Here is a 21,939-nt window from a genome sequence, read left to right on the forward strand (position 1 = left end):
ACACCGCCATAAGCCCGTCATTCACCCAGTGCGAGACGCTGAGCGGACCGAGATAGGCGTGGAGGGCGGCGAAATAGGTTTCGGCGAGCGGCGAGTTTGCGACGATGAGCGCAAGGGCGGCGGCCGCCATCAGGATGATGCCGCCGGCCGCCTCGCCGTCGAGGAATTCGCGAAGCATCGATTTCGGCCGCTCGTCGCGCATGCCCCCTCCGTCACATGGCCCGCCGGCCGGTGTCCTTCGCGATGATGCTCAAACTTGAACGACCGGGCAAGCAATGGACCGGTCGGCCACCGTCGCCCTCCTTGCAAGCGCCGGCGCCGCCCCTCACCTGTCTGCCGGCATCCTCTCCCCGTATGACGGGGAGAGGGGCGCTCTCATCGCGGTTTTCGCCAATCGCCAGCGTTGCTAGGCGGCAGCCAGCGCTGCCTTCGACACTCGCCATCGGCAGCACCGTACGCGCGTTTAAGCAGGTTACCGCGGCGCCCGCTTTGCCAGAATCCGCTGCAGGGTGCGCCGGTGCATGTTGAGCCGGCGCGCGGTCTCGGAGACGTTGCGGTCGCACATTTCATAGACGCGCTGGATATGTTCCCAGCGCACGCGGTCGGCCGACATTGGGTTTTCCGGGGGTGCTGCCCGCTCGCCCGCGGTGCGGGTCAGCGCGGCGAAGACGTCGTCGGCATCGGCGGGCTTCGACAGGTAGTCGACAGCGCCGAGCTTCACCGCCGTCACCGCGGTGGCGATGTTGCCGTAGCCGGTCAGGATGATGGTGCGGGAATCGTCGCGCTTCTCGCGGATGGCGGCGACCACGTCGAGGCCGTTGCCGTCGCCGAGCCGCATGTCGACCACCGCATAGGCCGGCGGGCGGGCGCGCGCCTTGGCGACGGCCTCTTCCACGCTTTCCGCCGTCTCGACCGCGAAGCCCCTGGTTTCCATGGCGCGGGCAAGCCGGGTGAGAAATGGCTTGTCGTCGTCGACGATCAGCAGCGAGGTGTCCTCGCCTTCTACCATTGCGCCGGTGGGTTCTTCTGCGCTCATTTGCGTCAGCATCCTACTGCCTTACTTTTACGCAGATACAATTCTGCAACAGCAATGTCCAATTTTTACACCCGGCAACAAAGCTGCCATGCGCCAAATGCATAGGCTCACGCATTGTCGAATGCGGTGCCCGGGGCATGCTCGGGATTGAGGAAGACGCCGCGAGGCCAGGTGATCTGCACCACCGCCCCCTCGCCGAGCCCGCTCGAATTGCGAAAATCGATCGTCGCGCCCGAGCGCTCCAGCAACGTCTTGGCGATGAAAAGCCCGAGCCCGAGGCCGCCGCCGGCCTCCGTCCCCTGGCGCGTCGACATATAGGGCTCGCCGATGCGGTCGATGATTTCCGGCGGGAAGCCCGGCCCGTCGTCAATGATCGAGAAGGAGACCTCCTCACCGTCCCAGTTCCAGCTGACGGTGACCGTGTTCTTGGCGAAGTCGACGGCGTTCTCGACCAGATTGCCGAGCCCGTAGATGACGCCGGGGCTGCGCTGCCCGACCGGCTCCGGGCCGATGCGCTCGCCGGGGCGCAGCCGGATCGAGATGCCGAAGTCGCGGTGCGGCGCCGTCACTTCCTCGACCAGCGAGGTCAGCGGCAGGCGCGAAAGATGCGCCTCGCCTTCCGAGGACAGGCTGGTCAGCCGCTTCAAAATCTCGCGGCAACGCTCGCTTTGCGAGCGCAGCAGCTTCACGTCCTCGCTGAATTTCGGATCTTCTCCCAGCGCCTTTTCCATTTCCTTGGCGACGACGGTGATGGTGGCCAAAGGCGTGCCGAGCTCATGCGCGGCGGCCGCCGCGAGGCCGTCGAGCGCCGAAAGATGCTGCTCGCGCTGCAGCACCAGCTCGGTGGCGGCGAGCGCGTTGGCGAGCAGGCGTGCCTCGGCCGCGACGCGGAAGGCGTAAATCGCGGTGAAGGCGATCGAGGCGAACACCGCCATCCACATGCCGGCGACATAGATGAAGGGCATCGACAGCGGCGCGCCTTCGTACCAGGGCAGCGGCAGATGGAAGAACACAAGCAGCGTGGCCGCCGCGATAACCAGCGCGCCGAGCACCGCGGTGAGGCGCAGCGGCAGCGACGCGGCGGAAATGACGACGGGCACCGAGAGCAGGACCGAGAACGGATTGGTCAGGCCGCCAGTCATATAGAGCAGGCCGGCGAGCTGCAGGCTGTCGATGGTAAGGATGACGAAGGCCGAGAGCGGGGTCAGCCGATGCGCCGCGGGATAGCGGAAGGTGAGCCAGAGGTTCATCCAGGCCGAGCAGGCAATCAGCGCGAAGCACAGCGAGACCGGAAGCGGGAATTTCAGCCCGTAGGCGACGACAAGCACCGCCATGCTCTGGCCGACGATGGCCAGCCAGCGCAGGCGGATCAGCGTGTTGAGCCGCAGCCGCTGGCTCTGCTGGGAATCGGGCGCGCGCAGAATATTGATCATCGACTTACGATTATAGCCGCAGGAGGGTGAGCGCTAGTAGCGCTGTGACGGCGACTTGACCGGTCAGCGGCCGTTGTTTCGGTTCACCATCATGAGGGCTTGATGATTGGCCGAGGCCCCTCGCGATTTCGTCATCCACGGGCGGAGCGACGCGAAGCGGATCGCAGGCGCTAGGATGACGAAGTGATGGGCGTTTGCGCCAATCGCCAACGCGCGTTGCCCACTAACGCGAATGGCCCGCCGAAAGCGGCACGAACCTATGTCCCGCGCGGCTTGGCGCGGCTGGTGGCGGCCGCCAGCAGCGGGTTTTCCGGCCAGACATGCTTGGGATAGCGGCCGCGCATATCGGTGCGCACATCCGCCCACGAGCCGCGCCAGAAGCCGGGCAGATCGCGCGTCGTCTGGATCGGGCGGTGCGCCGGCGACAAGAGCTCCAGAGTCAGCGGCACCCTACCGCCAGCGATCGAAGGATGGCGATCGAGACCGAACAGCTCCTGCACGCGGATCGCCAGCACCGGCCATTCGCCGTCATAGCGGATCGGCACATGGCTGCCCGAGGGCGCGTCGAAATGGGTCGGCGCCAGCGCGTCGACCTCGCGCTGCAGGTCGTGCGGGACCAGCGACATCAGCCCCGCCGCAAGCGCCGTCGGCCTGATCGCCGCGAAGGAGGCCTCGCCGGCAAGGAAAGGCAGCAACCAGTCGTCGAGACGGTCGAGAAGCGCCTGGTCCGAGACGTCGGGCCAGGGAGAACCGAGGCCGCGATAGAGCCAGCCGAGCCGCTGGCGCAGCGTTTCCGCCTCCTTGCCCCAGTCGAGCAGCGACAGGCGGTGCTCGCGCAGGGCGTCCAGCATGGCCCGATCGGCCTCGGCACCGGAAGGTGCGGGCAGCATGCGCTCGGAAAGGGTGATGGCGCCAAGGCGAGCGGTCTCGCGCACGCGCACGACGCGGCGCTCGCGGTCGAAACTCGTCTCGCGCTTCGTCTCGATGCGGTCGGCAAGCGCGGTGCGGATAAGGGCCTCGTCGACGGGCGCGGCGGCGGTGATACGGGCATTCTGCGCCTTGCCCTGCAGATCGGCGACGACCAGCCAGCTCTCGCCGGCAAGCGGATCGGCAGCATCGACCATCGCGCCGGAACCGTTGGCGAGCACGAAGCGGCCGCGCTCGCCGCGGGCTCTGGCGACACGATCCGGCCAGGCATGGATCAGCAAGGCGCCGGGCGCGGCTGGCGAGTCTGCCCTTGCCCCGCCTGCCTGCTTGGCCAGGCGTGCGGCAAGTTGCCGGGCGGCACCGGCGCGCGGCGATTTTTCGACGCGGAAGCGGATCAGCCGCCGTTCCAAATCTGCGCTGTCGCCGCCAAGCCCGCGCTCCGTCAAAAGCACGGCAAGCATCGCCGCTTCCTGCGCCTGCCCGATCTCAGCCGCTTCGGCCACCATGTGCGCGAGCCGCACGGGCAGAGCGAGCTTGCGCATCGCCGCGCCCGCCTCCGTCAAGCGGCCGGCGTCATCGATTGCATGCAGCGCTTTGAGCAACACCCTCGCTTCGTTGAGCGCCGGCGCCGGCGGCGGGTCGAGGAAGGAAAGGCTCGACGGATCGGCGACGCCGAAAGCGGCGCAGTCGAGCAACATGCCGGAAAGGTCAGCCTCGAGGATTTCCGGCGGTGTGAAGGCGGGCAGCGCCGCCGTCTGCTCGGCACGCCACAATCGGATGGCGACGCCCGGCTGCGTTCGTCCGGCGCGGCCGGCCCGCTGATCGGCGGAAGCCTTGCTGACGCGCACCGTTTCCAGCCGGGTCAGGCCGCTTGCCGGCTCGTAGCGCGGCAGGCGCGACAGGCCGCAATCGATGACGACGCGCACGCCGTCGATGGTGATCGAGGTCTCGGCGATCGAGGTCGCCAGCACCACTTTGCGGCGGCCAGCCGGCGCCGGCTTGATCGCGGCATCCTGCGCCCTGTTGTCCAACTGGCCATAGAGCGGAACGATGTCTGTATCACCGAGGCGGTCTTTTAGCCGCTCGGCGGTGCGCTCGATCTCGCGCTGTCCGGGCAGGAAAGCGAGCACGCTGCCCTGCTCGGCGGCCAGAGCCGAGCGAACCGCCCTGGCCATCGCGTCCTCGACCGCCATGCCGGCCGGCCGCTCGTCATAGCGGATGTCGACCGGGAAGGCGCGGCCCTCGCTTTCGACCACCGGCGCCCCGGCCAGTAGTTTTGCGACGCGCGCGCCGTCGAGCGTCGCCGACATCACCAGCAGGCGCAGATCCGGCCGCAGCGCGCCCTGAACATCGAGCGCCAGCGCGAGGCCGAAATCGCCGTCGAGCGAACGCTCGTGGAATTCATCGAAGATTACCGCCGCAACGCCGGGCAGTTCGGGATCGTCGAGGATCATGCGCGACAGCACGCCTTCGGTGACGACGAGGATCTTTGTCCGCGCTGAAGTGCGGTTCTCCATGCGCATCGCGTAGCCGACTGTACCACCCGGCTCCTCGCCGACAAGCTCGGCTATGCGACGGGCGGCGGCGCGGGCTGCCAGCCTGCGCGGCTCCAGCAGCACGATCCTGCCTTCGCCGAGCCAGGGCGCGTCGAGCAGCGCCAGCGGCACCAGCGTCGTCTTGCCGGCACCGGGCGGCGCCACCAGCACGGCGCTGTTGCGCCCGGCGAGCGCCTCGCCGAGCACCGGCAGCACGGCGGATACCGGGAGTTCCGGCAAAATTCCTCTGTTCATGGCGTCCGCATATCAGCGGCCACGGTGAGCGCGCAACCTGTCCCGGAATTGCCTAAAGCCTGGTGCGCGTGAACGGGTTCCAGCGCACGGTGCCCAGCCGTACCTCCTCGCGAACCATGGTCAGCAGGCCCGAGGCGCCGAGCACCGCAAGGCCGGCCAGCGTCAGCAGGTCGGGATCTTCCCGGAAGAACAACGAGCCCAGCACCACCGCCCAGACGATCTGTGAATAATGCGTCGGCGCGATCCGGTTGGCGGGCGCGTATTTGGCCGCGAGAAGCTGCAACAGCTGACCGCCGGCGGTGAAGGCGCCGGCCATGACCAGCCAGATCAGCTGATTGCCATCCGGCAAGGTGAACGACGTTGCCGCCACACCGAGGCCATTGAAGAGCAGGCCATAGCCGACAAGCACGCCGAGCATCGTCGTGCGCTTCTCCTGCTGCGCCAGCGACCGCATCAGGATGACGCTGGTGGCGGCAAGAAAGGCGATGGCAAAGGCCGCGAGGTGGCCGAGATGAAGTTCGCGGAAACCCGGCCTGACAACCAGCATGACGCCGGCAAAGCCGGCGACCACGGCGAGCCATCGCCACGGCCCAACCTTCTCCTTCAGGATGAGAGTGGAGAGGATGGTGACGAACAACGGCGCCAGGAAAATCAACGCGTAGACTTCCGCCAGCGGAATGGTGGTGAAGGCATAGACGCTGAGCACGCCCGATGCGATGCCTGCCCAGGCGCGGGCCTGCACGGCCCAGGGCCGGCTGGTGCGCCAGAAGTCGCGCCAGCGCTCATCGGCAGGCCTTGTGAAGAACAGGAAACAGCCGGCAAACAAGGTTACGAAGAAGCCGATCTCGAAGACGGTGAACTGCCCGCCCAGGCTCTTGATGACGGCATCGCTCCACGAATAGCTTGCATAGGCGACGAGGGCGAGCAGGATTCCGTTCGGCACGTTCCATATCCGGGAGAAAAGAAGTGAAGATACTGGCGCTGGGGGCTCATCCCGACGATATCGAGATATTCATGTTCGGTACGCTGGCCGCCTATGCCGCGCTAGGCGCAGAGCTGACTTTTGCGATAGCCACGGACGGAGCCAAGGGCGGCAAGGGCGATCCGAAGTCGCTTGTCAAAACGCGGCGCGAGGAAGCGACCGAGGCGGCCGGCCTGCTCGGCGTCACACCGCGTTTCCTCGGTTTCCCCGACGGGGCGCTGGTTGCGGATGCCGTTTTGATCGACACACTCAAGGCGCTGATCGGCGAGGTGCAACCCGACCTCGCGATCACGCATGCGCCGAACGACTATCACGGCGACCACCGCGCGCTGTCGGATGGCGTGCGCATCGCGGCGTCCTTCGAGGTACCGGTGCTGCATGCCGACACGCTCGGCGGCACAGGTTTCTCGCCGACGCATTACGTCGACATTTCCAGCCACTGGGACCTCAAGGCGCAGGCGATTCTCGCGCATCGCTCACAGAGGCCCGAGCATTATCTCAACGGTGCACGCATGCAGAACGCGTTCCGCGCCGGCCAATGCAACGGCGGGCCCGGCGCGCTGGCCGAGGCGTTTCGGTTCCAGCCCGTCTTCCCCTTTGCCGACATCCGCGAGCTGCTGCCTCCGGCGCCGCGGATCCGGCCGGTCACGGTGGGCCCGAAGACCGCCAAGTAGCCGGCTGACGCCGAGCCGCCGAGGCAGCCCACAGTTTTCCCAACGATTTCAAGCACCGCTTTCGTCATGCTGCGGCGCAGCAACGAATTCGCTTGCGTTGTTTAGTAAAAAGAGCATCACTAAACAAATTACTAAACATCGGCGGCGCGACGCGCGCCATGTTCAGGCCCTCGGAAGAGCGAGGTTGAGGCTTTTGAAACCGTCATCCGGACGCGTTTCGCAAATGGGAGGTAAGGCATGAAATCGACCTTGAAACTGGCGTTGGGACTGGCCTCGGCGGCACTCGCGTCGACCGCCGTCTCGAACGCGGCGCATGCGGAAGACCTGACGCTTTGCTGGGCGGCCTGGGATCCGGCCAACGCGCTGGTTGAACTGTCCAAGGACTTCACCAAGGAAACGGGCATCGGCATGAAGTTCGAATTCGTGCCGTGGACCAACTATGCCGACCGCTTCCTTAACGAGCTCAACTCACACGGCAAGCTCTGCGACCTGATCATCGGCGACAGCCAGTGGATAGGCGGCGCGGCCGAGAACGGTCATTACGTCAAGCTGAACGACTTCTTCGACAAGGAGAAGATCAGCATGGACGACTTCGTGCCGGCGACCGTCGTCGGCTATTCCGAATGGCCGAAGAACACGCCGAACTACTGGGCGCTGCCGGCCATGGGCGACGTGGTCGGCTGGACCTATCGCAAGGACTGGTTCTCGCGGCCGGAACTGCAGAAGGAGTTCAAGGAGAAGTATGGCTGGGATCTCGCCCCGCCGACGACCTTCGACCAGCTGAGGCAGATCGCCGAGTTCTTCCAGAAGCGCCAGATCGACGGCAAGACCGTCTATGGCGCCTCGATCTACACCGAGCGCGGCTCCGAAGGCATCACCATGGGCGCCATGGACGTCCTCTACAGCTACGGCTTCCAGTACGAGAACCCGGAGAAGCCCTATGAGATGGACGGCTTCGTCAATTCCGAGAAATCGGTGAAGGGGCTGGAATTCTACAAGGCGCTCTATGATTGCTGCACACCGCCCGGCGCCTCCAACAGCTACATGGGCGAAGGCGTCGATGCCTTCAAATCCGGCCAGGTGGCGATGCACATGAACTTCGCCTTCACCTGGCCCGGCCTGCAGAAGGACGAGAATGTCGGCGGCGACAAGATCGGTTACTTCGCCAATCCGAAAGGTCCCGACGGCGACCAGTTCGCGCAGCTCGGCGGCCAGGGCATCTCGGTGGTTTCCTACTCCGACAAGCAGGAATCGGCTCTGAAATACATCAAGTGGTTCGCCAACAAGGACGTGCAGGCCAAGTGGTGGTCGCTCGGCGGCTATTCCTGCCTGAATTCCGTCGTCAAGGATCCGAAGTTCCCGTCCAGCCAGCCCTATGCGCAGGCCTTCCTCGACTCCATGGCGATCGTGAAGGACTTCTGGGCAGAGCCGAGCTACGCGCCGCTGCTGCAGGCCTCGCAGAAGCGCTTCCACGACTATGTCGTCGCCGGCCAGGGCTCGGCCAAGGATGCGCTCGACGGCCTCGTCAAGGACTGGACGCAGATCTTCCAGGACGACGGCAAGATGTAAGGCTCCTCCCGAGCAGGTGCGTCCCGTGCCGCCTTGGCACGGGACGCAGTTCAGATAAATTTCATCGCCGAGGCTGACCAGTGACCGATGCAGGACTAACCATGCTCAATCGGACTGCGGACAACGTTGCGTGGGCCACACCCGAGCCGTTGGCCAGGAAGATCCGGGGCATCAGCGACAAGGGCCTCGCCTGGCTGTTCATTTCGCCGACGATCCTTCTGCTTTTAGCCATCAACATCTTCCCGCTGTTCTGGGCGATCTACCTCTCCTTCACCAATTACCGCGCCAACCGCCCGAACGAAGTGGTCAAGAATCTCGGGCTTTCCAACTACAGGCGCATCCTCGGCGACCAGGATATCTGGATCGCAATGCAGACGACGGCGCATTTCGTCTTCTGGACCATCCTGCTGCAGACGGTGCTCGGCTTCACGCTCGCCTGGCTGATCGACCGGAAATTCCGCGGCCACGCCTTCTGGACCACGATCATCCTGGTGCCGATGATGCTGTCGCCGGCGGTGGTCGGCAATTTCTGGCGCTTCCTCTACGAGCCGCAGATCGGACTGTTCGCCTACGCCATCTCATTCCTCACCGGCATCCCGCCGACGAATGTCCAGATGCTGTCCAATGTCGAGCTGGCGCCATGGGCGATCATCATCGTCGACACCTGGATGTGGACGCCTTACGTGATGCTAATCTGCCTCGCCGGCCTGCGTTCCATCCCAGAATACATTTATGAAGCGGCCGAGGTCGACCGCGCCTCCAACTGGCGGCAGTTCTGGTCGATCACCCTGCCGATGGCGCTGCCCTTCATCATGCTGGCGGTGCTGTTTCGCGGCATCGAGAACTTCAAGATGTTCGACATGGTCAACCTGCTCACCGGCGGCGGACCGGGCTCGACCACCGAGGTCGCCTCGATCACGCTGAAGCGGCAGGCCTTCGAAAGCTGGCGCACCGGCTATTCCTCGGCTTTCGCCATCGTCCTGTTCGTCGCGGTGTTCGGCCTTGCCAACATCTACGTCAAGGCACTCAACAAGGTGAAGCAGAGATGAGCCTGACCGCCGCCCATTCCGTCGTCGCACCTTCGACGAACTCGAAGCGGATCGCCGGCGTGCTCGTCGTCGGCTACGCGCTGATCTCGATCGTGCCGCTCTTGTGGATCTTCGCCACCAGCTTCAAGACGCCGCCGGATTCGATCGCCTATCCGCCGAAGATCGTCTTCCAGCCTAGCATCGAAGGCTACTGCAACCTGTTCACGACCCGCACCAGGCAGACGCCGGAATACATAAACTCGCTCGGACCGGCGACCGGCTTCTGCGACGAGACGGTGCGCAAGCGCAACATGGTGATCGCCGGCCCGTCCAACTTCCTGCCGCGCTTCGTCAACTCGCTGATCATCGCCTTCGGCTCGACCTTCTGCGCGGTGTTCCTCGGCACGCTCTCGGCCTACGGCTTCTCGCGCTTCAAGGTGCCTTTGGCAGACGACCTCCTATTCTTCATCCTGTCGACGCGCATGATGCCGCCGATCGCCGTCGCGATCCCGATCTATCTGATGTACCGCGAGCTCGGCCTCTCCGACACCGCGCTCGGCATGATCCTGCTCTACACCGCGGTCAACGTCTCGCTGGCGGTCTGGCTGCTCAAGGGCTTCATCGACGAGATCCCGCGCGAATACGAAGAAGCGGCGATGATCGACGGCTATACGCGGCTGCAGGCCTTCTGGCGCACGGTGCTGCCGCAGGCGACCACCGGCATTGCCGCGACCGCCATCTTCTGCCTGATCTTTGCCTGGAACGAATATGCGTTCGCCGCGCTTCTGACCTCCGGCACGGCGCAGACGGCGCCGCCCTTCATCCCGACCATCATCGGCGAAGGCGGCCAGGACTGGCCGGCAGTCGCCGCCGGCACGACGATATTCCTGGTGCCGATCCTGGTCTTCACCATCCTGCTCCGCAAGCAATTGCTGCGCGGCATTACCTTCGGCGCGGTGCGCAAATGAGCACGATCCAGCCTGCAAAACGCAAATCGCGTTGGCCCGTCTGGGCAAGACGCGGCCTGATGGAAAACATCGCCACGGCGATCATCGCCATCGGTTTCCTGATGCTGTTCCAGTCTTTCGCGCTGTCGCTCTACAGCTATTCCTTCGTCACCATGCTCGCCGGCACCGCCATGTTCATCGTCGTCTCGAAATTCCCGGAATAGAAATGGCCGAGATCCGTGTTCAGAACCTGAGGAAAGCCTTCGGCGAGTTCGTTGCCGTGCAGGATTCCAATTTCGTTGTCGAGGACGGCGAGTTCTTCGTGATGCTCGGGCCGTCGGGCTGCGGCAAGACGACGACGCTCCGCATGATCGCCGGCCTCGAACTGCCCACCGGCGGCAAGATCCTGCTCGGCGGCGAGGACGTCACCATGCGCCGGGCGCGCGAGCGTGACATCGCCTTCGTCTTCCAGCTCTTCGCGCTCTATCCGCATATGAATGTGCGCAAGAACATCGGCTTCCCGCTGCTGGCGCAAGGCATGGCGTCGGCCGAGATCCGCGCCCGCGTCGAGGAGACCGCGAAGCTGCTGCGCATCGACCACCTGCTCGACAAGTCGGTCTCCGGTCTTGCCGGCGGCGACCGTCAACGCGTCGCGCTCGGCCGCGCCATCGTCAGGCGACCGAAATGTTTCCTGATGGATGAGCCGCTTGGGACCCTGGACACCGAGTTCCGCGATTTGATGGTGCATGAGCTGCGCGAGCTGCACAACCGCATCCACGCCACCACCGTCTATGTCACGCACGACCAGATGGAAGCGATGTCGATGGCCGACAAGATAGCGGTGATGAACCACGGCGTCATCGAGCAGTTCGGCAGCCCGCGCGAGATTTACGACCGGCCGGCCACGATGTTCGTCGCCGATTTCATCGGCTCGCCGCCGATGAACTTCTTGCGCTTCGGCGGTGGGCTCCCGAAGGGTGCGAAGGAGATCGTCGTGCAGGGCGCCAGGGTGACGGTCCCGGAAGTGCGCGAGGATATTGCGCCGGCCGACATGGCGCTTGGCATCCGCCCCGAGCACATCCGCTTCGATGATGCTTCGAAGCTGCGCGGCGCGATCTACGGCACCGAATATCTCGGCACCACGCAGATCGTCGCGGTGGAGACGGCTGACGGCATCATCAAGGCCCGGGTGCCGGCCGGAATCCATCTAAATACGGGCGAACAGGTAGGGCTGGCATTGAGCAGCACGCGGCTGTCGCTGTTCGAGAAAGGCACTGGACGCGCGGTGAAAACCGCCATGTACGATCAGGCAGTGGAGGCGCGCCATGGCTGACGTCCAGATTCAGGGTGTGACCAAGAGCTTCGGCGAGACAGTCGCGGTCAGCGATCTCGACCTGCAGATCAAGGACGGTGAGTTCGTCGTGCTGCTCGGGCCGACCGGCGCCGGGAAGACGACGACGCTCAGGCTGATCGCCGGGCTCGAGCGGCCGGACAGCGGCACGATTTACATCGGCGGCCATGATGCGACGGCGCTGTCGCCGGCCGAGCGCGATACGGCCTTCGTCTTCCAGCAATATTCGCTCTACCCGCATCTTTCGGTCTTCGACAACCTCGCCTTCCCGCTGCGCTCGCCGGCGCGGCGTTTTCCGGAGGAAGCAATCCGCCGCCGCGTCGAGGAAGTCGCGCGGATGGTGCGCATCGACCACAAGCTCAACAACCGCTCGACCAGGCTTTCGGGCGGCGAGATGCAACGCGTCGCCATCGGCCGCGCGCTGGTGCGAAAGCCCTCGATCTATCTGATGGACGAGCCGCTGTCCTCGCTCGACGCCAAGCTGCGCGCCGATCTCAGGCTCGAGCTGAAGCGCATCCAGTCCGAGCTCGGCGCCACCATGCTCTATGTCACGCACGACCAGATCGAGGCGATGACCATGGCCGACCGCATCGGCATCCTTTCCGAGGGCGTGCTGGTGCAGATCGGCACGCCGCGCGCGATCTATTCCGAGCCGGCAAACCTTCATGTCGCGGCTCGCCTCGGCCAGCCGGCGATCAACCTTCTGCCGGCAGGGTTGCTGCCCGACGGCGCCGCGCCCACCGGTACGACGACGATCGGCGCGCGCACCGAACATCTCGCGATCGAAAAGGCGGCGAACGGCCATGCCGACGGCGTCGTCGACTGGGTCGAGCATCTCGGCGACCAGAACCATCTGCATGTCACGGTGGGCGCCAAGAAGCTGGTGACGCTGACCGATCCCGACACGCCGCTCGCAAAGGGGGACAGAGTGACGATCCGCTATCGCTCGCCGCTTTATTTTGGGTCGGACGGTCAAAGATTGATGTAGCCGGCGCATCCGCACTTTTTGACGACCCGCAGATACGGACTGGACGAAATCCATGAAGCACTTTTTCAACCGCAAGGACTCGGTCGTTACCGAAGCGCTGGACGGTTATCTGGCCACTGCCGGCTCCGGGGCGCTGGCGCGGCTCGACGGCTATCCGGAGATCAAGGTGGTGCTGCGCGCCGACTGGGACAAGGCGAAGGTCAGCGTCGTTTCGGGCGGTGGCGCGGGGCACGAGCCGTCGCATGCGGGCTTCGTCGGCGCCGGCATGCTGACGGCGGCTGTCTCCGGCGAGATCTTTGCTTCGCCGAGCGTCGAGGCGGTGCTGGCGGCGATCCGCGCGACGACCGGGCCGGCCGGCTGCCTGCTGATCGTCAAGAACTACACCGGCGACCGCCTTAACTTCGGCCTCGCCGCAGAAAAGGCCCGCGCCGAGGGCTTCGCGGTCGACATGGTGATCGTCGGCGACGACATCGCGCTGCCCGACATCGCACAGCCGCGCGGCATCGCCGGCACGCTGTTCGTGCACAAGATCGCCGGACATCTTTCCGAATCCGGCCATGACCTAGCCTCGGTCGCGGCGGCAGCGCGGGCGGCGGCGAAGGATATTGTTTCGCTCGGCATCTCGCTCTCCTCCTGCTCGATCCCCGGCCAGACCCACGAGGACCGCTTCGGCGCCGGCGATGGCGAGATCGGTCTCGGCATCCATGGCGAGCCGGGCGTGGAGCGCATAACCCTGCAGAGCGCCAGTGCGCTCGTCGCCATCATGGCCGACCGCCTCGCGGCCCGGCTCGATGCCGGCAGCCGCTATGCCTTGCTGATCAACAATCTCGGATCGGTACCGCCGCTCGAAATGTCGTTGATCGCCAATGCCGTGCTGGCCTCGCCGCTGGCAAAGGCGGTGAGGCTGACGATCGGTCCCGGACATCTGATGACCGCGCTCAACATGAACGGGTTTTCGCTGTCGCTGATCAGGCTCGAGGCGGAGCGCGAGGCGGCGCTGCTGGCGCCGGTCGGCCCGCATGCCTGGCTGCCGGCCAGGCCGGTTCGCCCGCCGGTCGTGGTGGCCACAGCCCAGCCGGCAGGTCGCGACATCGCCAAGGCGGCCAGCCGTGACGCCGGCGCCGAGCGGCTGATTGCTGCGGTCTGCGAGAAGCTGATCTCGCTCGAGGAGGCTCTGAATGGCCTCGACGCCAAAGCCGGCGACGGCGACACCGGATCGACGGTGGCGACCGGCGCACGCAGCGTGCTCGACCGCGTCGACACGCTGCCGCTTGCGGACAAGGCCGCAACTCTCGCCACAATCGGCGATACATTGGGAACTTCCATGGGCGGTTCCAGCGGCGTGCTTTTGTCGATCTTCTTCACGGCTGCCGCACAGTCGCTCAACGGCGGCGCGCCGCTCAGCAAGGCGCTGCTCGCCGGCCTTGACCGCATGACCTTCTACGGCGGCGCGAAGCTCGGCGACCGCACAATGGTCGACGCGCTGGAGCCGGCTCTGAAGGCGCTCGACACGAACGGGCTGGAGGCGGCTGCTTCGGCCGCGCGGAGCGGCGCGCAGGCGACGGTGGCGATGCAGAAGGCGAAGGCCGGTCGCTCGGCCTATATCGGCCGCCAGCTTGACATAACGGATCCGGGCGCGTTTGCAGTTGCCGAGGCGTTCGCGGCCGTGGTGGCCATGTTCGCCCCGGCATGAAGGACAGGCGATGGCCGCATCCGATTTCTCACAATTGATCGCGGCGACTGCGGATACGATCGCGGCGCATGCCGACGAGCTGACCGCGCTCGACCAGGCGATCGGCGACGGCGACCATGGTCTGAACATGAAGCGCGGCTTCGATGCGGTGCGCGCCGAAAAGGCCGCAATCGCGGCAAAACCGCTGCCGGACGCGCTGACCGCGGTCGGCACCAAGCTGGTGATGACCGTCGGTGGAGCCTCCGGGCCCTTGTTCGGTACTCTGTTCATGGCGCTCGGCAAGGAACTGTCCGGCACGCCCGACCGCGCCGCGCTGACAGCGGCGCTGGGTAAGGCGATCGAGGCGGTTTCGGCGCGCGGCAAATCGCAGCCGGGGCAAAAAACGATGCTCGACGTGCTGCAGCCGGTGTATGAGGCACTGGCGCAGGGCAAGACGGCTGCCGCAATCGCAGACGCTGCCGACAAGGCGGCCGAAGCCACCGTGCCGATGAAGGCCTTGCGTGGGCGCGCCTCTTTCCTGGGGGAGCGCTCGATCGGGCATATGGACGCCGGGGCGCGCTCGACCGCGCTCTTGGTGCGCGCAGTCGCTGAAGCGATCGAGGGTTCTTGATGAGCAATGTCGGTATCGTCATCGTCTCGCATTCGCCGCTTGTCGCCGAAGGCACGGCCGACATGGTGCGCCAGATGGTGGGCGACGAAGTGCCGCTTGCATGGTGCGGCGGAAACGGCCATGGCGGGCTCGGCACCAGCGTCGAGGCGATCATGGGCGCGATCGACAAGGCCTGGTCGGAAGCGGGCGTCGCCATCCTAGTCGATCTCGGCGGCGCCGAGACCAACAGCGAGATGGCGGTCGAAATGATCGGCGAGCCGCGATCCCGCAGAATAGTCGTCTGCAATGCGCCGATCGTCGAGGGTGCGGTGATGGCGGCGACGGAATCGTCCGGCGGCGCATCGCTCAAGGAAGTGGTGGCGACGGCGCATGAATTGTCGTCGTCGTGAGTGAACGGGAATCGACTGAATGTCCGCATCCGCCGAAGCCACGGTTCTGATCACCCACGAGGTGGGCCTGCACGCGCGCCCTTCGGTGAAGTTCACCAAGCTCGCCAAGTCGTTCACGGCCGAGGTGGAGGTGGCAGTCGCCGCCAACGGCCCCTGGTTCGATGCCAAGAGCATCGTCAAGGTCATGGCGGCCAAGGCGCCGAAAGGAACCGTGCTGCACATAAGGGCGCGAGGCGACGGCGCAAGCAACGCGGTCGAAGCGCTGGTCGGCCTGGTGCAGCGCGATTTCGACGAGGATGCGGATCATGCCCGCTCCGCTTGAGCCGGGTCTGCCGCCCTCTCAATCCGCAAGGAATGCGGGCCATGCGGATTGAGGGCATCCCTGCCTCTCCCGGCTACGCCGAAGGGCCGCTGTTCAACCTCGACCGTCCACCGGCTGCTTATGTGGCCAAGGCGAGCGAGGCGGAGGAGAAAGCAGCGCTGAAGGCGGCCATCGGCAAGGCGGTGAGCCGGCTGACCTCGCTTGTCGAGACGGCCGATGGCGATGCCGCCGGCATCCTCGAATTCCACATCGCCATGCTGGAGGACGTCGCGCTGAGCGCGCCCGCCTTCGCGGCGCTCGGCTCCGGAGAGCCGGCCGACGCTGCCTGGCGGCAAGCACTGGATGCCGAGATCGCCGGCTATGAGGCGTCCGACCAGGACTATTTCCGGGCACGCGCCGCGGACTTGCGCGACATCCGCGACCAGGTGCTGCGAGCGCTGAGCGAGGATAGCGAGACCGCGGCGCCCCTCGGCGCCATCCTCTATGGCCTGGACATCGCGCCGACGCGTTTCCTCGAAACCGACTGGAGCAGAGGCGGCGGCATTGCGCTCGAGGCCGGCAGCACCGCCAGCCATGCCGCCATGCTGGCACGCTCGCGCGGCGTGCCGATGGTGGTGGGGCTTGGTGCCTTTGCGGACGAGCCCACCGGAAACGCGCTGCTCGACGCCGAGCATGGCGGCATCGTGCTCTCGCCCTCGCCGAAGGAGATCGAGGCGTTCCGGCAATCATCCTCCTCCTTCGCGGCGCGCCAAGGCCAGGCGCAGACTTTTCTCGCCCAGCCGGCGGCGACCAAGGCCGGCACTTGCGTGCGGGTGCAGGTAAACATTGCCTACCCTTCCGATGTCGACGGCATCGACATTGCGACCTGTGATGGCGTCGGGCTCATGCGCACCGAATTCCTGTTCGGCAAGGCCCTGCCGGACGAAGAGACACAGTACCAAGCCTACCGCAAGGTGCTGGAATGGGCCGGAGAAAAACCGGTGACCATCCGCACCATCGATGCCGGCGGCGACAAACCGATCCCCGACTTCACCGTCGAGGAGACCAACCCGTTTCTCGGCCTGCGCGGTATCAGGCTGTCGCTGGCGCGGAGCGACATCTTCCGGGTGCAAATCCGGGCATTGCTGCGCGCCGCCGTCCACGGCAATCTGAAGGTGATGTTTCCGATGATCGCCAGGGCCGAAGAGCACAGGCAGGCCGCCGCGTTGTTTGCGGAGGAGGAGGCCGCTCTCGCGTCGCGCGGTGTTGCGCACAAGCTGCCGCCGCTGGGCATCATGGTCGAGGTCCCTTCGGTGGCCATCGCGCCGGAGGCTTTTGCCGACGTTGCCTTCTTCTCGATCGGCTCCAACGACCTGACGCAATATGTGATGGCAGCCGCGCGTGACAACGCCGCCGTTGCACATCTCAACGCTGTCCGCCATCCGGCTGTGATGCGGCTGATCGCTTCGGTCGCGGCCTTCGGGCGCGAGAAAGGAATTCCGGTCAGCCTCTGCGGCGATGCCGGCGGCGATCCGGCCGCCATTCCGGCACTGATTGAGGCCGGCCTGCGCGACCTATCGGTGGCTCCGGCGCAACTCGCCATGGCCAAGGCGGCCATAGCGGACGTTCCGGTGTAAGCACAGCATGGCCAAGCCTGCCAAGATACAAGAAGCCGGCGCGGAAGACGCGATCCGCGCGTATAAGACCATCCTGTCGCAAGTCATCGACCAGCGGCCTTCCGGCATGCGCCAGCGACTTGCCGATGCGCTCGGCAAGCATCGCAGTTTCGTCACGCAAATCTCCAGCCCGGCCTATTCGATCCCGATCCCGTCGAAGCATTTGCCGGCTATCTTTTCCGTCTGCCATTTCAGCCCGGCCGAGCGCGACCAGTTCCTGGCCGCCTACCACCAGGCGCATCCGGGCAAGCTGCCGGCGGCTTCGGGTCCGCGCAAGACGCGCCACGTCTCGCTCATCGTGCCGGATTTCGGCGACGACAAGCAGAACGCAGCGCTCGACCGAGCGATCAACGAATTCATCCAGAAGATCACCAGCATCGCCGGCAGGGGCAGCGGCTGAGCGATCTCTATTCGGGAGGACTGCCATGAAGAAGTTTCTGAATTCGGTGGACACGGTCCTCACCGAAAGCCTCGATGGCTTCGTCGCCGCGCATTCCGACATCCTCGCGATCGGCGACGAGCACAAATTCGTTCGCCGCAAGACGCTGAAACCGGGCAAGGTGGCGCTGATCTCGGGTGGCGGCTCCGGCCACGAGCCGCTGCATGGCGGGCTGGTTGGCCACGGCATGCTCGACGCCGCCTGCCCCGGCCAGGTCTTCACCTCGCCGACGCCCGACCAGATGCTCGCGGCCGCGCAAGCCGTCGACACCGGCGCCGGCTGCCTGTTTATCGTCAAAAACTATGAAGGCGACGTGATGAATTTCGACATGGCCGCCGAAATGTCGGACGGCGTTCTGCAGGTGGTGACCAATGACGACGTCGCGGTCGAGAATTCGTCCTACACCACCGGTCGGCGCGGCGTGGCCGGCACGCTGGTGGTGGAGAAGATCGTCGGCGCCGCGGCCGAGCAAGGCATGCCACTGCCCGAGCTCAAGGCGCTGGGCGACCGCGTCAACGCCGCGACGCGCTCGATGGGCGTGGCGCTGACCAGTTGCACGGTGCCGGCTGCGGGCAGGCCGACCTTCGACATTGGCGACAACGAGATGGAATTCGGCGTCGGCATCCATGGCGAGCCCGGCCGGCGGCGCGATGATCTGAAGGGTGCCGACGCCATCGCCGAGGAGATCTGCACGGCAATCCTCGGCGATCTTGGTGACCGCGCCTGGGGACCGGCGCTGCTTTTCGTCAACGGCTTCGGCGGCACGCCATCGATGGAGCTTTATCTGATGTACAACAGCGCGCGAAAAATCTTCGAGAAGAGAGGCGTGACGGTGACCCGCTCGCTGGTCGGCTCCTATGTCACCTCGCTCGACATGGCAGGCTGCTCGATCACGCTGACGATGCTCGAGGATGAGACGACGGCGCTTTGGGACGCTCCGGTGCACACGGCGGCGCTGCGCTGGGGGATGTAGCGTCGCGCGGGCTTTTCTGCGACCATGGTCGCCTGTTGTTCGCGATATTGCCCGGTTGATGCTGCTCCCGCTTTCACCTGCCGAAGAAAAGCTGCTGCTCGAATTTGCCGATCCGGAGGCGCCGTCCGAGCGGGGCGGGGCCCTCTCGGCAAGCAGCCTCATCGCGCTGCTCGCCAATGCCGAGTTCCACGGCGTGCTGCCGATCATGCTGCGCAAGCTTCGGGAAATCGGCGAGGCCGATCTGCCGAACGATGCCGCCCTGCGGCAAAAACTCTCCGAGCTTCGCGATCAGGCGACACTGGCGACCGGGCAGTCGATGCTGCTGCAATATCACGGCGACCGCATCATGAAGGCCTTGGCCGCGAAAGGCGTTGCGGCTCGCATCGTCAAGGGCCCGGTGTTCGCGCGCAAGCTTTATCGCCATGCTGCCGATCGGCCGTTCACCGACATCGACATACTTGTCGATCCGGCCAGCATCGGCGAGGCCAACAACGTGATCGCCGAATGCGGCTTCACGCTTGGCAGCGGCGAGGCCGAATCGCATGAGTTGCAGGAGTTCAAGTGGCTGGAGAAGGAGAACTCCAGTCTGCTGATCGAGCTGCACGGCAATCTGGTGCATGACACCGGCATGCGGCGGCGCCTGTCGCTCGGCTTCCGCGAGTTGCAGATCATTGACGGCGGCGAGGCCGACACGCCGGCGTCGCTGCTCACCATCGCCATCGTTCATGCCGCCGGAGGCCACAAATTCCACCGGCTGCAGCTCTGTATCGACGTGCTGCAAGGTGTGCGCGCTCTGCAATCGCCGGAATCCGAAGCGCGCCTTCTCGATGCCGCGCGTATGACCGGCATCGAACTCGAGCTGGCGACCGTGCTCAATGTGACCGGGCGGCTGTTCGACGAGCCGCGCGCGATCGCCCTTGCCAACCGCATCGAGCCCGATCTGTCGATACGGCTCGCCAAATGGCTGATCACCGGCAACATGCTGATCAGGGTCAATTCGCGGGACAAGATGCGCTCGCGCCTTAGCCGCGACGCCTTCCGCTGGGTCCAGCGGCTTGCCCGGCCAAGGCCCTATCCGGCCTGAAGGCCCGTTTGGAGATCTACTCCTCCACCGCGCCGCGGATCAGCCCCGCTGCATCGGCCGGGCTCGAGCCGACTTCCAGGGTGAAAGTGGGGACGGCCCTGACCAGTGCCGCGATCGACGCCATCCGCCGTTGCTGCATCGGCAACAGGCCGGTCAGGCCGGTCCTGACATTGTCGGTGGCAAGCGCGACCATCGCATCGGTCCTGGCCAAGGGCGTGAGCCGGGTGTGGCCGTCGGTCGAGCGCGCCAGATGCAGCAGCGCCGAGACCGGCCTGGGACGGACGTCCTCGATGCGAATGATCTCGGCGAGACGCTCCAGCGAGACGGCCTGCTCGCCCTCGGCGTCCCATCTGTCGCCAAGGCAGGGCGAGAGGAATGGCAGCATCGCCGCGGTGTTGCGATGGATCTTCACCTTGCGCGGCATGCCCCAGGCCAGGGTGCCTTCAGATGTCGCACCGAGGATCATCACATCGTCCGAGCATAGGCCGAAGCCCTGCGATGCCAGCGCCATTGAAGTCGTCGACTTGCCAGTGCCGCTCGGCGCATGGATCAGCACGAGCGCCCCGCTATCGGGCAGCGTCAGACCGGCGGTATGGAGCATGTGCTGCCCGCCGGACTCGAGCGCGGCATCCAGCACCATCATCAGCAGCGTCCATTTGACCTTGCTGTCGGGATGAACGCGGATTTCGGCCGCACCCTCGTCGGCACGGATCGAGGCCGTCTGGAGGCCGGGAAAGACCAGATGGACCACGTCGCCGGCGTCGATGATGCGGCAATGGCCGTCCAGCGGCACTTCGCCGTCGAAGGCGAGCTCCCCTTCCGGGTTTTCGGGCAGCGCCGACGTTTCGAGGATATCGATGCGAAAGCCGGGTTCGACCGCTTCATTGACGCGCAATGTGCCGAGCATCAGATCGAAGCTCGGCCAGAGCTCGGCGCGCTCTGCCGATATGCCGATGACCTGGCCGTTGAGGTCATAGCAAACGGTGGCTGCGGCGCCGGTCAAGCGGCGCGCGCCTTCACGCTGCCGCCGGGGTGGCGATAGATTTCAACCATGTCGGGAAGGCTGTCGCTGACCACCGGCTTGCCGTCGAGGCAAACCCAGCAATGCGCCGACAGGCGCGGCTCATGCATCGATTTGGCATCGACACCGAAATGGAGGTCGGGGTTGAAGCCCGCCATCCGCAGGAAGCGGAAACCGAGCAGCCCTTCCCTCAGGCATCTGCGATCACGCATCACCCAGGGATGCCGAACCGTGCGGTTGACGCGGCCGACGACGTAGCTGCATGGCAGGCCACGATAGGGTGTGGGCAATTGCAGCGGCGCCAATTTCAGCACGCTTTCGAAATCGCGCCGGGCGACCAGTACCGGTATCAGCCGGGCGCTGAGCCACAGATGAGTGCGGAACAGGGCGCGCAGGAACGGTCCGCCGGCCATCACGCGCCCGGGTCGGCAAGGATGCCTTCGGCCACCAGCTCGGCGGCCAGCGCCGTCATGTCGTCGCCGAGCGTCGCCTTGTCGACCTCGAATTCTTCCGACAGCAGATCGACGATGTGGTCGAGGCTGCGGGCGCCGTCGACCTTGTCGAGGAACGCTTCGGTGGTGCCGTTGCAGGTGTAAAGCTGGCCGCTGCGCGCCAGAAGCACCACGGCGCCGTCGCCGACATGCTGCACGGAGGCGTCGTCCGCCATCCGCAGAACCGTTTCAAAGGCGATTTCAGCCATACGCCCGCTCTCTATGCCGAACTGCAATTAGCGCGGCATGCCGCCGCTGTCCATTGCCAAGCGGGCTACGCTGCGTGTCAGACGGCCGGGCCTATCGGGCCGCTCGGGCCCGCAACGATGCTCGACAGCTTCCCGCGCCTGACCGGAACCGGTTTTTCGTAAGTTCTTTCCATCAAAACTTCCCCGGAAAGACTATCCAACTCGCGCGAGAATGATGGTGAGCTGGAACCACTATCAAAGCCGCCGTTCGCGCCAGGGTTGCCATCTTTCCCATAAGTAAGCTAAGAGTCTGCCGGCTTTTTGGGGAGTGGACAGTATGCGTTACAAC

General features: G+C 65.5%; 23 protein-coding genes. 15 read left to right on the plus strand and 8 right to left on the minus strand.

Features of this window, described 5'->3' with window-relative positions; translation table 11 throughout:
- The 5 genes from EOD29_RS21140 to EOD29_RS21160 form a co-directional block, all read right to left on the minus strand.
- Positions 1–202, minus strand: a 202-nt coding sequence (locus EOD29_RS21140; RefSeq protein ID WP_206520481.1) for a Na+/H+ antiporter NhaA, incomplete at its 3' end; no start/stop codon positions are given.
- A gap of 270 nt (positions 203–472) precedes the next feature.
- Entirely contained in the window at positions 473–1,036 is a 564-nt protein-coding gene (locus tag EOD29_RS21145) for an ActR/PrrA/RegA family redox response regulator transcription factor (protein ID WP_040974834.1), read from the minus strand.
- A 107-nt stretch (positions 1,037–1,143) separates the two neighbouring features.
- On the minus strand, positions 1,144–2,469 hold the full coding sequence (locus EOD29_RS21150) for an ActS/PrrB/RegB family redox-sensitive histidine kinase (RefSeq protein WP_095824307.1): 1,326 nt from the start codon (positions 2,467–2,469) through the stop codon (positions 1,144–1,146).
- 257 nt (positions 2,470–2,726) lie between these two features.
- Positions 2,727–5,186 carry an ATP-dependent helicase HrpB gene (gene hrpB, locus EOD29_RS21155; RefSeq protein ID WP_127247706.1) on the minus strand — a complete coding sequence of 820 codons (2,460 nt, stop codon included), beginning with the start codon at positions 5,184–5,186 and terminating at the stop codon, positions 2,727–2,729.
- Between the two features lie 52 nt (positions 5,187–5,238).
- The gene (locus EOD29_RS21160) at positions 5,239–6,129 is read right to left on the minus strand and encodes a DMT family transporter (RefSeq protein ID WP_127247708.1); all 891 of its coding nucleotides are present in this window, start codon (positions 6,127–6,129) and stop codon (positions 5,239–5,241) included.
- Between the two features lie 23 nt (positions 6,130–6,152).
- On the opposite strand from EOD29_RS21160, the gene EOD29_RS21165 reads away from it, so the two are divergent.
- The 15 genes from EOD29_RS21165 (at position 6,153) to EOD29_RS21235 (ending at position 19,890) form a co-directional block, all read left to right on the plus strand.
- Positions 6,153–6,842, plus strand: coding sequence for a PIG-L deacetylase family protein (locus EOD29_RS21165; protein ID WP_127247710.1), 690 nt, complete (start codon positions 6,153–6,155; stop codon positions 6,840–6,842).
- Positions 6,843–7,079: 237 nt separating this feature from the next.
- The gene (locus EOD29_RS21170) at positions 7,080–8,411 is read left to right on the plus strand and encodes an ABC transporter substrate-binding protein (RefSeq protein ID WP_127247712.1); all 1,332 of its coding nucleotides are present in this window, start codon (positions 7,080–7,082) and stop codon (positions 8,409–8,411) included.
- A gap of 101 nt (positions 8,412–8,512) precedes the next feature.
- Positions 8,513–9,460, plus strand: a complete 948-nt coding sequence (locus tag EOD29_RS21175) for a sugar ABC transporter permease (protein ID WP_127247714.1) — start codon at positions 8,513–8,515, stop codon at positions 9,458–9,460.
- The gene (locus tag EOD29_RS21180) at positions 9,457–10,407 is read left to right on the plus strand and encodes a carbohydrate ABC transporter permease (protein ID WP_127247716.1); all 951 of its coding nucleotides are present in this window, start codon (positions 9,457–9,459) and stop codon (positions 10,405–10,407) included. Before EOD29_RS21175 ends, EOD29_RS21180 begins: the two co-directional genes overlap by 4 nt.
- On the plus strand, positions 10,404–10,610 hold the full coding sequence (locus EOD29_RS21185) for a hypothetical protein (protein ID WP_127247718.1): 207 nt from the start codon (positions 10,404–10,406) through the stop codon (positions 10,608–10,610). The genes EOD29_RS21180 and EOD29_RS21185 overlap by 4 nt, the downstream gene beginning before the upstream one ends.
- 2 nt (positions 10,611–10,612) lie before the next feature.
- Positions 10,613–11,719, plus strand: a complete 1,107-nt coding sequence (locus EOD29_RS21190) for an ABC transporter ATP-binding protein (protein ID WP_127247720.1) — start codon at positions 10,613–10,615, stop codon at positions 11,717–11,719.
- Positions 11,712–12,725 (plus strand): ABC transporter ATP-binding protein, encoded by a 1,014-nt coding sequence (locus EOD29_RS21195; protein WP_127247722.1) that lies wholly within the window; start codon positions 11,712–11,714, stop codon positions 12,723–12,725. Before EOD29_RS21190 ends, EOD29_RS21195 begins: the two co-directional genes overlap by 8 nt.
- Before the next feature lie 52 nt (positions 12,726–12,777).
- Positions 12,778–14,418 (plus strand): dihydroxyacetone kinase subunit DhaK, encoded by a 1,641-nt coding sequence (locus EOD29_RS21200; protein WP_127247724.1) that lies wholly within the window; start codon positions 12,778–12,780, stop codon positions 14,416–14,418.
- Between the two features lie 10 nt (positions 14,419–14,428).
- Entirely contained in the window at positions 14,429–15,028 is a 600-nt protein-coding gene (gene dhaL / locus EOD29_RS21205; protein WP_127239913.1) for a dihydroxyacetone kinase subunit DhaL, read from the plus strand.
- Complete coding sequence (dhaM, locus tag EOD29_RS21210) at positions 15,028–15,417, plus strand: dihydroxyacetone kinase phosphoryl donor subunit DhaM (RefSeq protein WP_127247725.1); 390 nt, start codon at positions 15,028–15,030, stop codon at positions 15,415–15,417. Before dhaL ends, dhaM begins: the two co-directional genes overlap by 1 nt.
- 19 nt (positions 15,418–15,436) lie before the next feature.
- Positions 15,437–15,739 carry an HPr family phosphocarrier protein gene (locus EOD29_RS21215; protein ID WP_067324266.1) on the plus strand — a complete coding sequence of 101 codons (303 nt, stop codon included), beginning with the start codon at positions 15,437–15,439 and terminating at the stop codon, positions 15,737–15,739.
- A 41-nt stretch (positions 15,740–15,780) separates the two neighbouring features.
- Positions 15,781–17,355, plus strand: a complete 1,575-nt coding sequence (gene ptsP, locus EOD29_RS21220) for a phosphoenolpyruvate--protein phosphotransferase (RefSeq protein WP_164763797.1) — start codon at positions 15,781–15,783, stop codon at positions 17,353–17,355.
- 7 nt (positions 17,356–17,362) lie between these two features.
- Positions 17,363–17,794, plus strand: coding sequence for a hypothetical protein (locus tag EOD29_RS21225; RefSeq protein WP_127247729.1), 432 nt, complete (start codon positions 17,363–17,365; stop codon positions 17,792–17,794).
- A 25-nt stretch (positions 17,795–17,819) separates the two neighbouring features.
- Complete coding sequence (dhaK, locus tag EOD29_RS21230) at positions 17,820–18,806, plus strand: dihydroxyacetone kinase subunit DhaK (RefSeq protein ID WP_095824316.1); 987 nt, start codon at positions 17,820–17,822, stop codon at positions 18,804–18,806.
- Between the two features lie 58 nt (positions 18,807–18,864).
- Positions 18,865–19,890 carry a nucleotidyltransferase family protein gene (locus tag EOD29_RS21235; protein WP_127247731.1) on the plus strand — a complete coding sequence of 342 codons (1,026 nt, stop codon included), beginning with the start codon at positions 18,865–18,867 and terminating at the stop codon, positions 19,888–19,890.
- Between the two features lie 16 nt (positions 19,891–19,906).
- On the opposite strand, the gene EOD29_RS21240 is transcribed toward EOD29_RS21235, so the two are convergent.
- Genes EOD29_RS21240 through EOD29_RS21250 form a run of 3 tightly spaced genes read right to left on the minus strand, consistent with a single transcriptional unit; the run spans position 19,907 to position 21,611 of the window.
- Complete coding sequence (locus EOD29_RS21240) at positions 19,907–20,893, minus strand: serine kinase (protein ID WP_127247733.1); 987 nt, start codon at positions 20,891–20,893, stop codon at positions 19,907–19,909.
- Positions 20,890–21,324 (minus strand): lasso peptide biosynthesis B2 protein, encoded by a 435-nt coding sequence (locus EOD29_RS21245; RefSeq protein WP_127247735.1) that lies wholly within the window; start codon positions 21,322–21,324, stop codon positions 20,890–20,892. Before EOD29_RS21245 ends, EOD29_RS21240 begins: the two co-directional genes overlap by 4 nt.
- Entirely contained in the window at positions 21,324–21,611 is a 288-nt protein-coding gene (locus EOD29_RS21250; RefSeq protein WP_067324253.1) for a PqqD family protein, read from the minus strand. Before EOD29_RS21250 ends, EOD29_RS21245 begins: the two co-directional genes overlap by 1 nt.
- Positions 21,612–21,939: the final 328 nt, after the last annotated feature.

This window comes from Mesorhizobium sp. M1A.T.Ca.IN.004.03.1.1 (genome assembly GCF_003997555.1).
Lineage (GTDB): Bacteria > Pseudomonadota > Alphaproteobacteria > Rhizobiales > Rhizobiaceae > Mesorhizobium.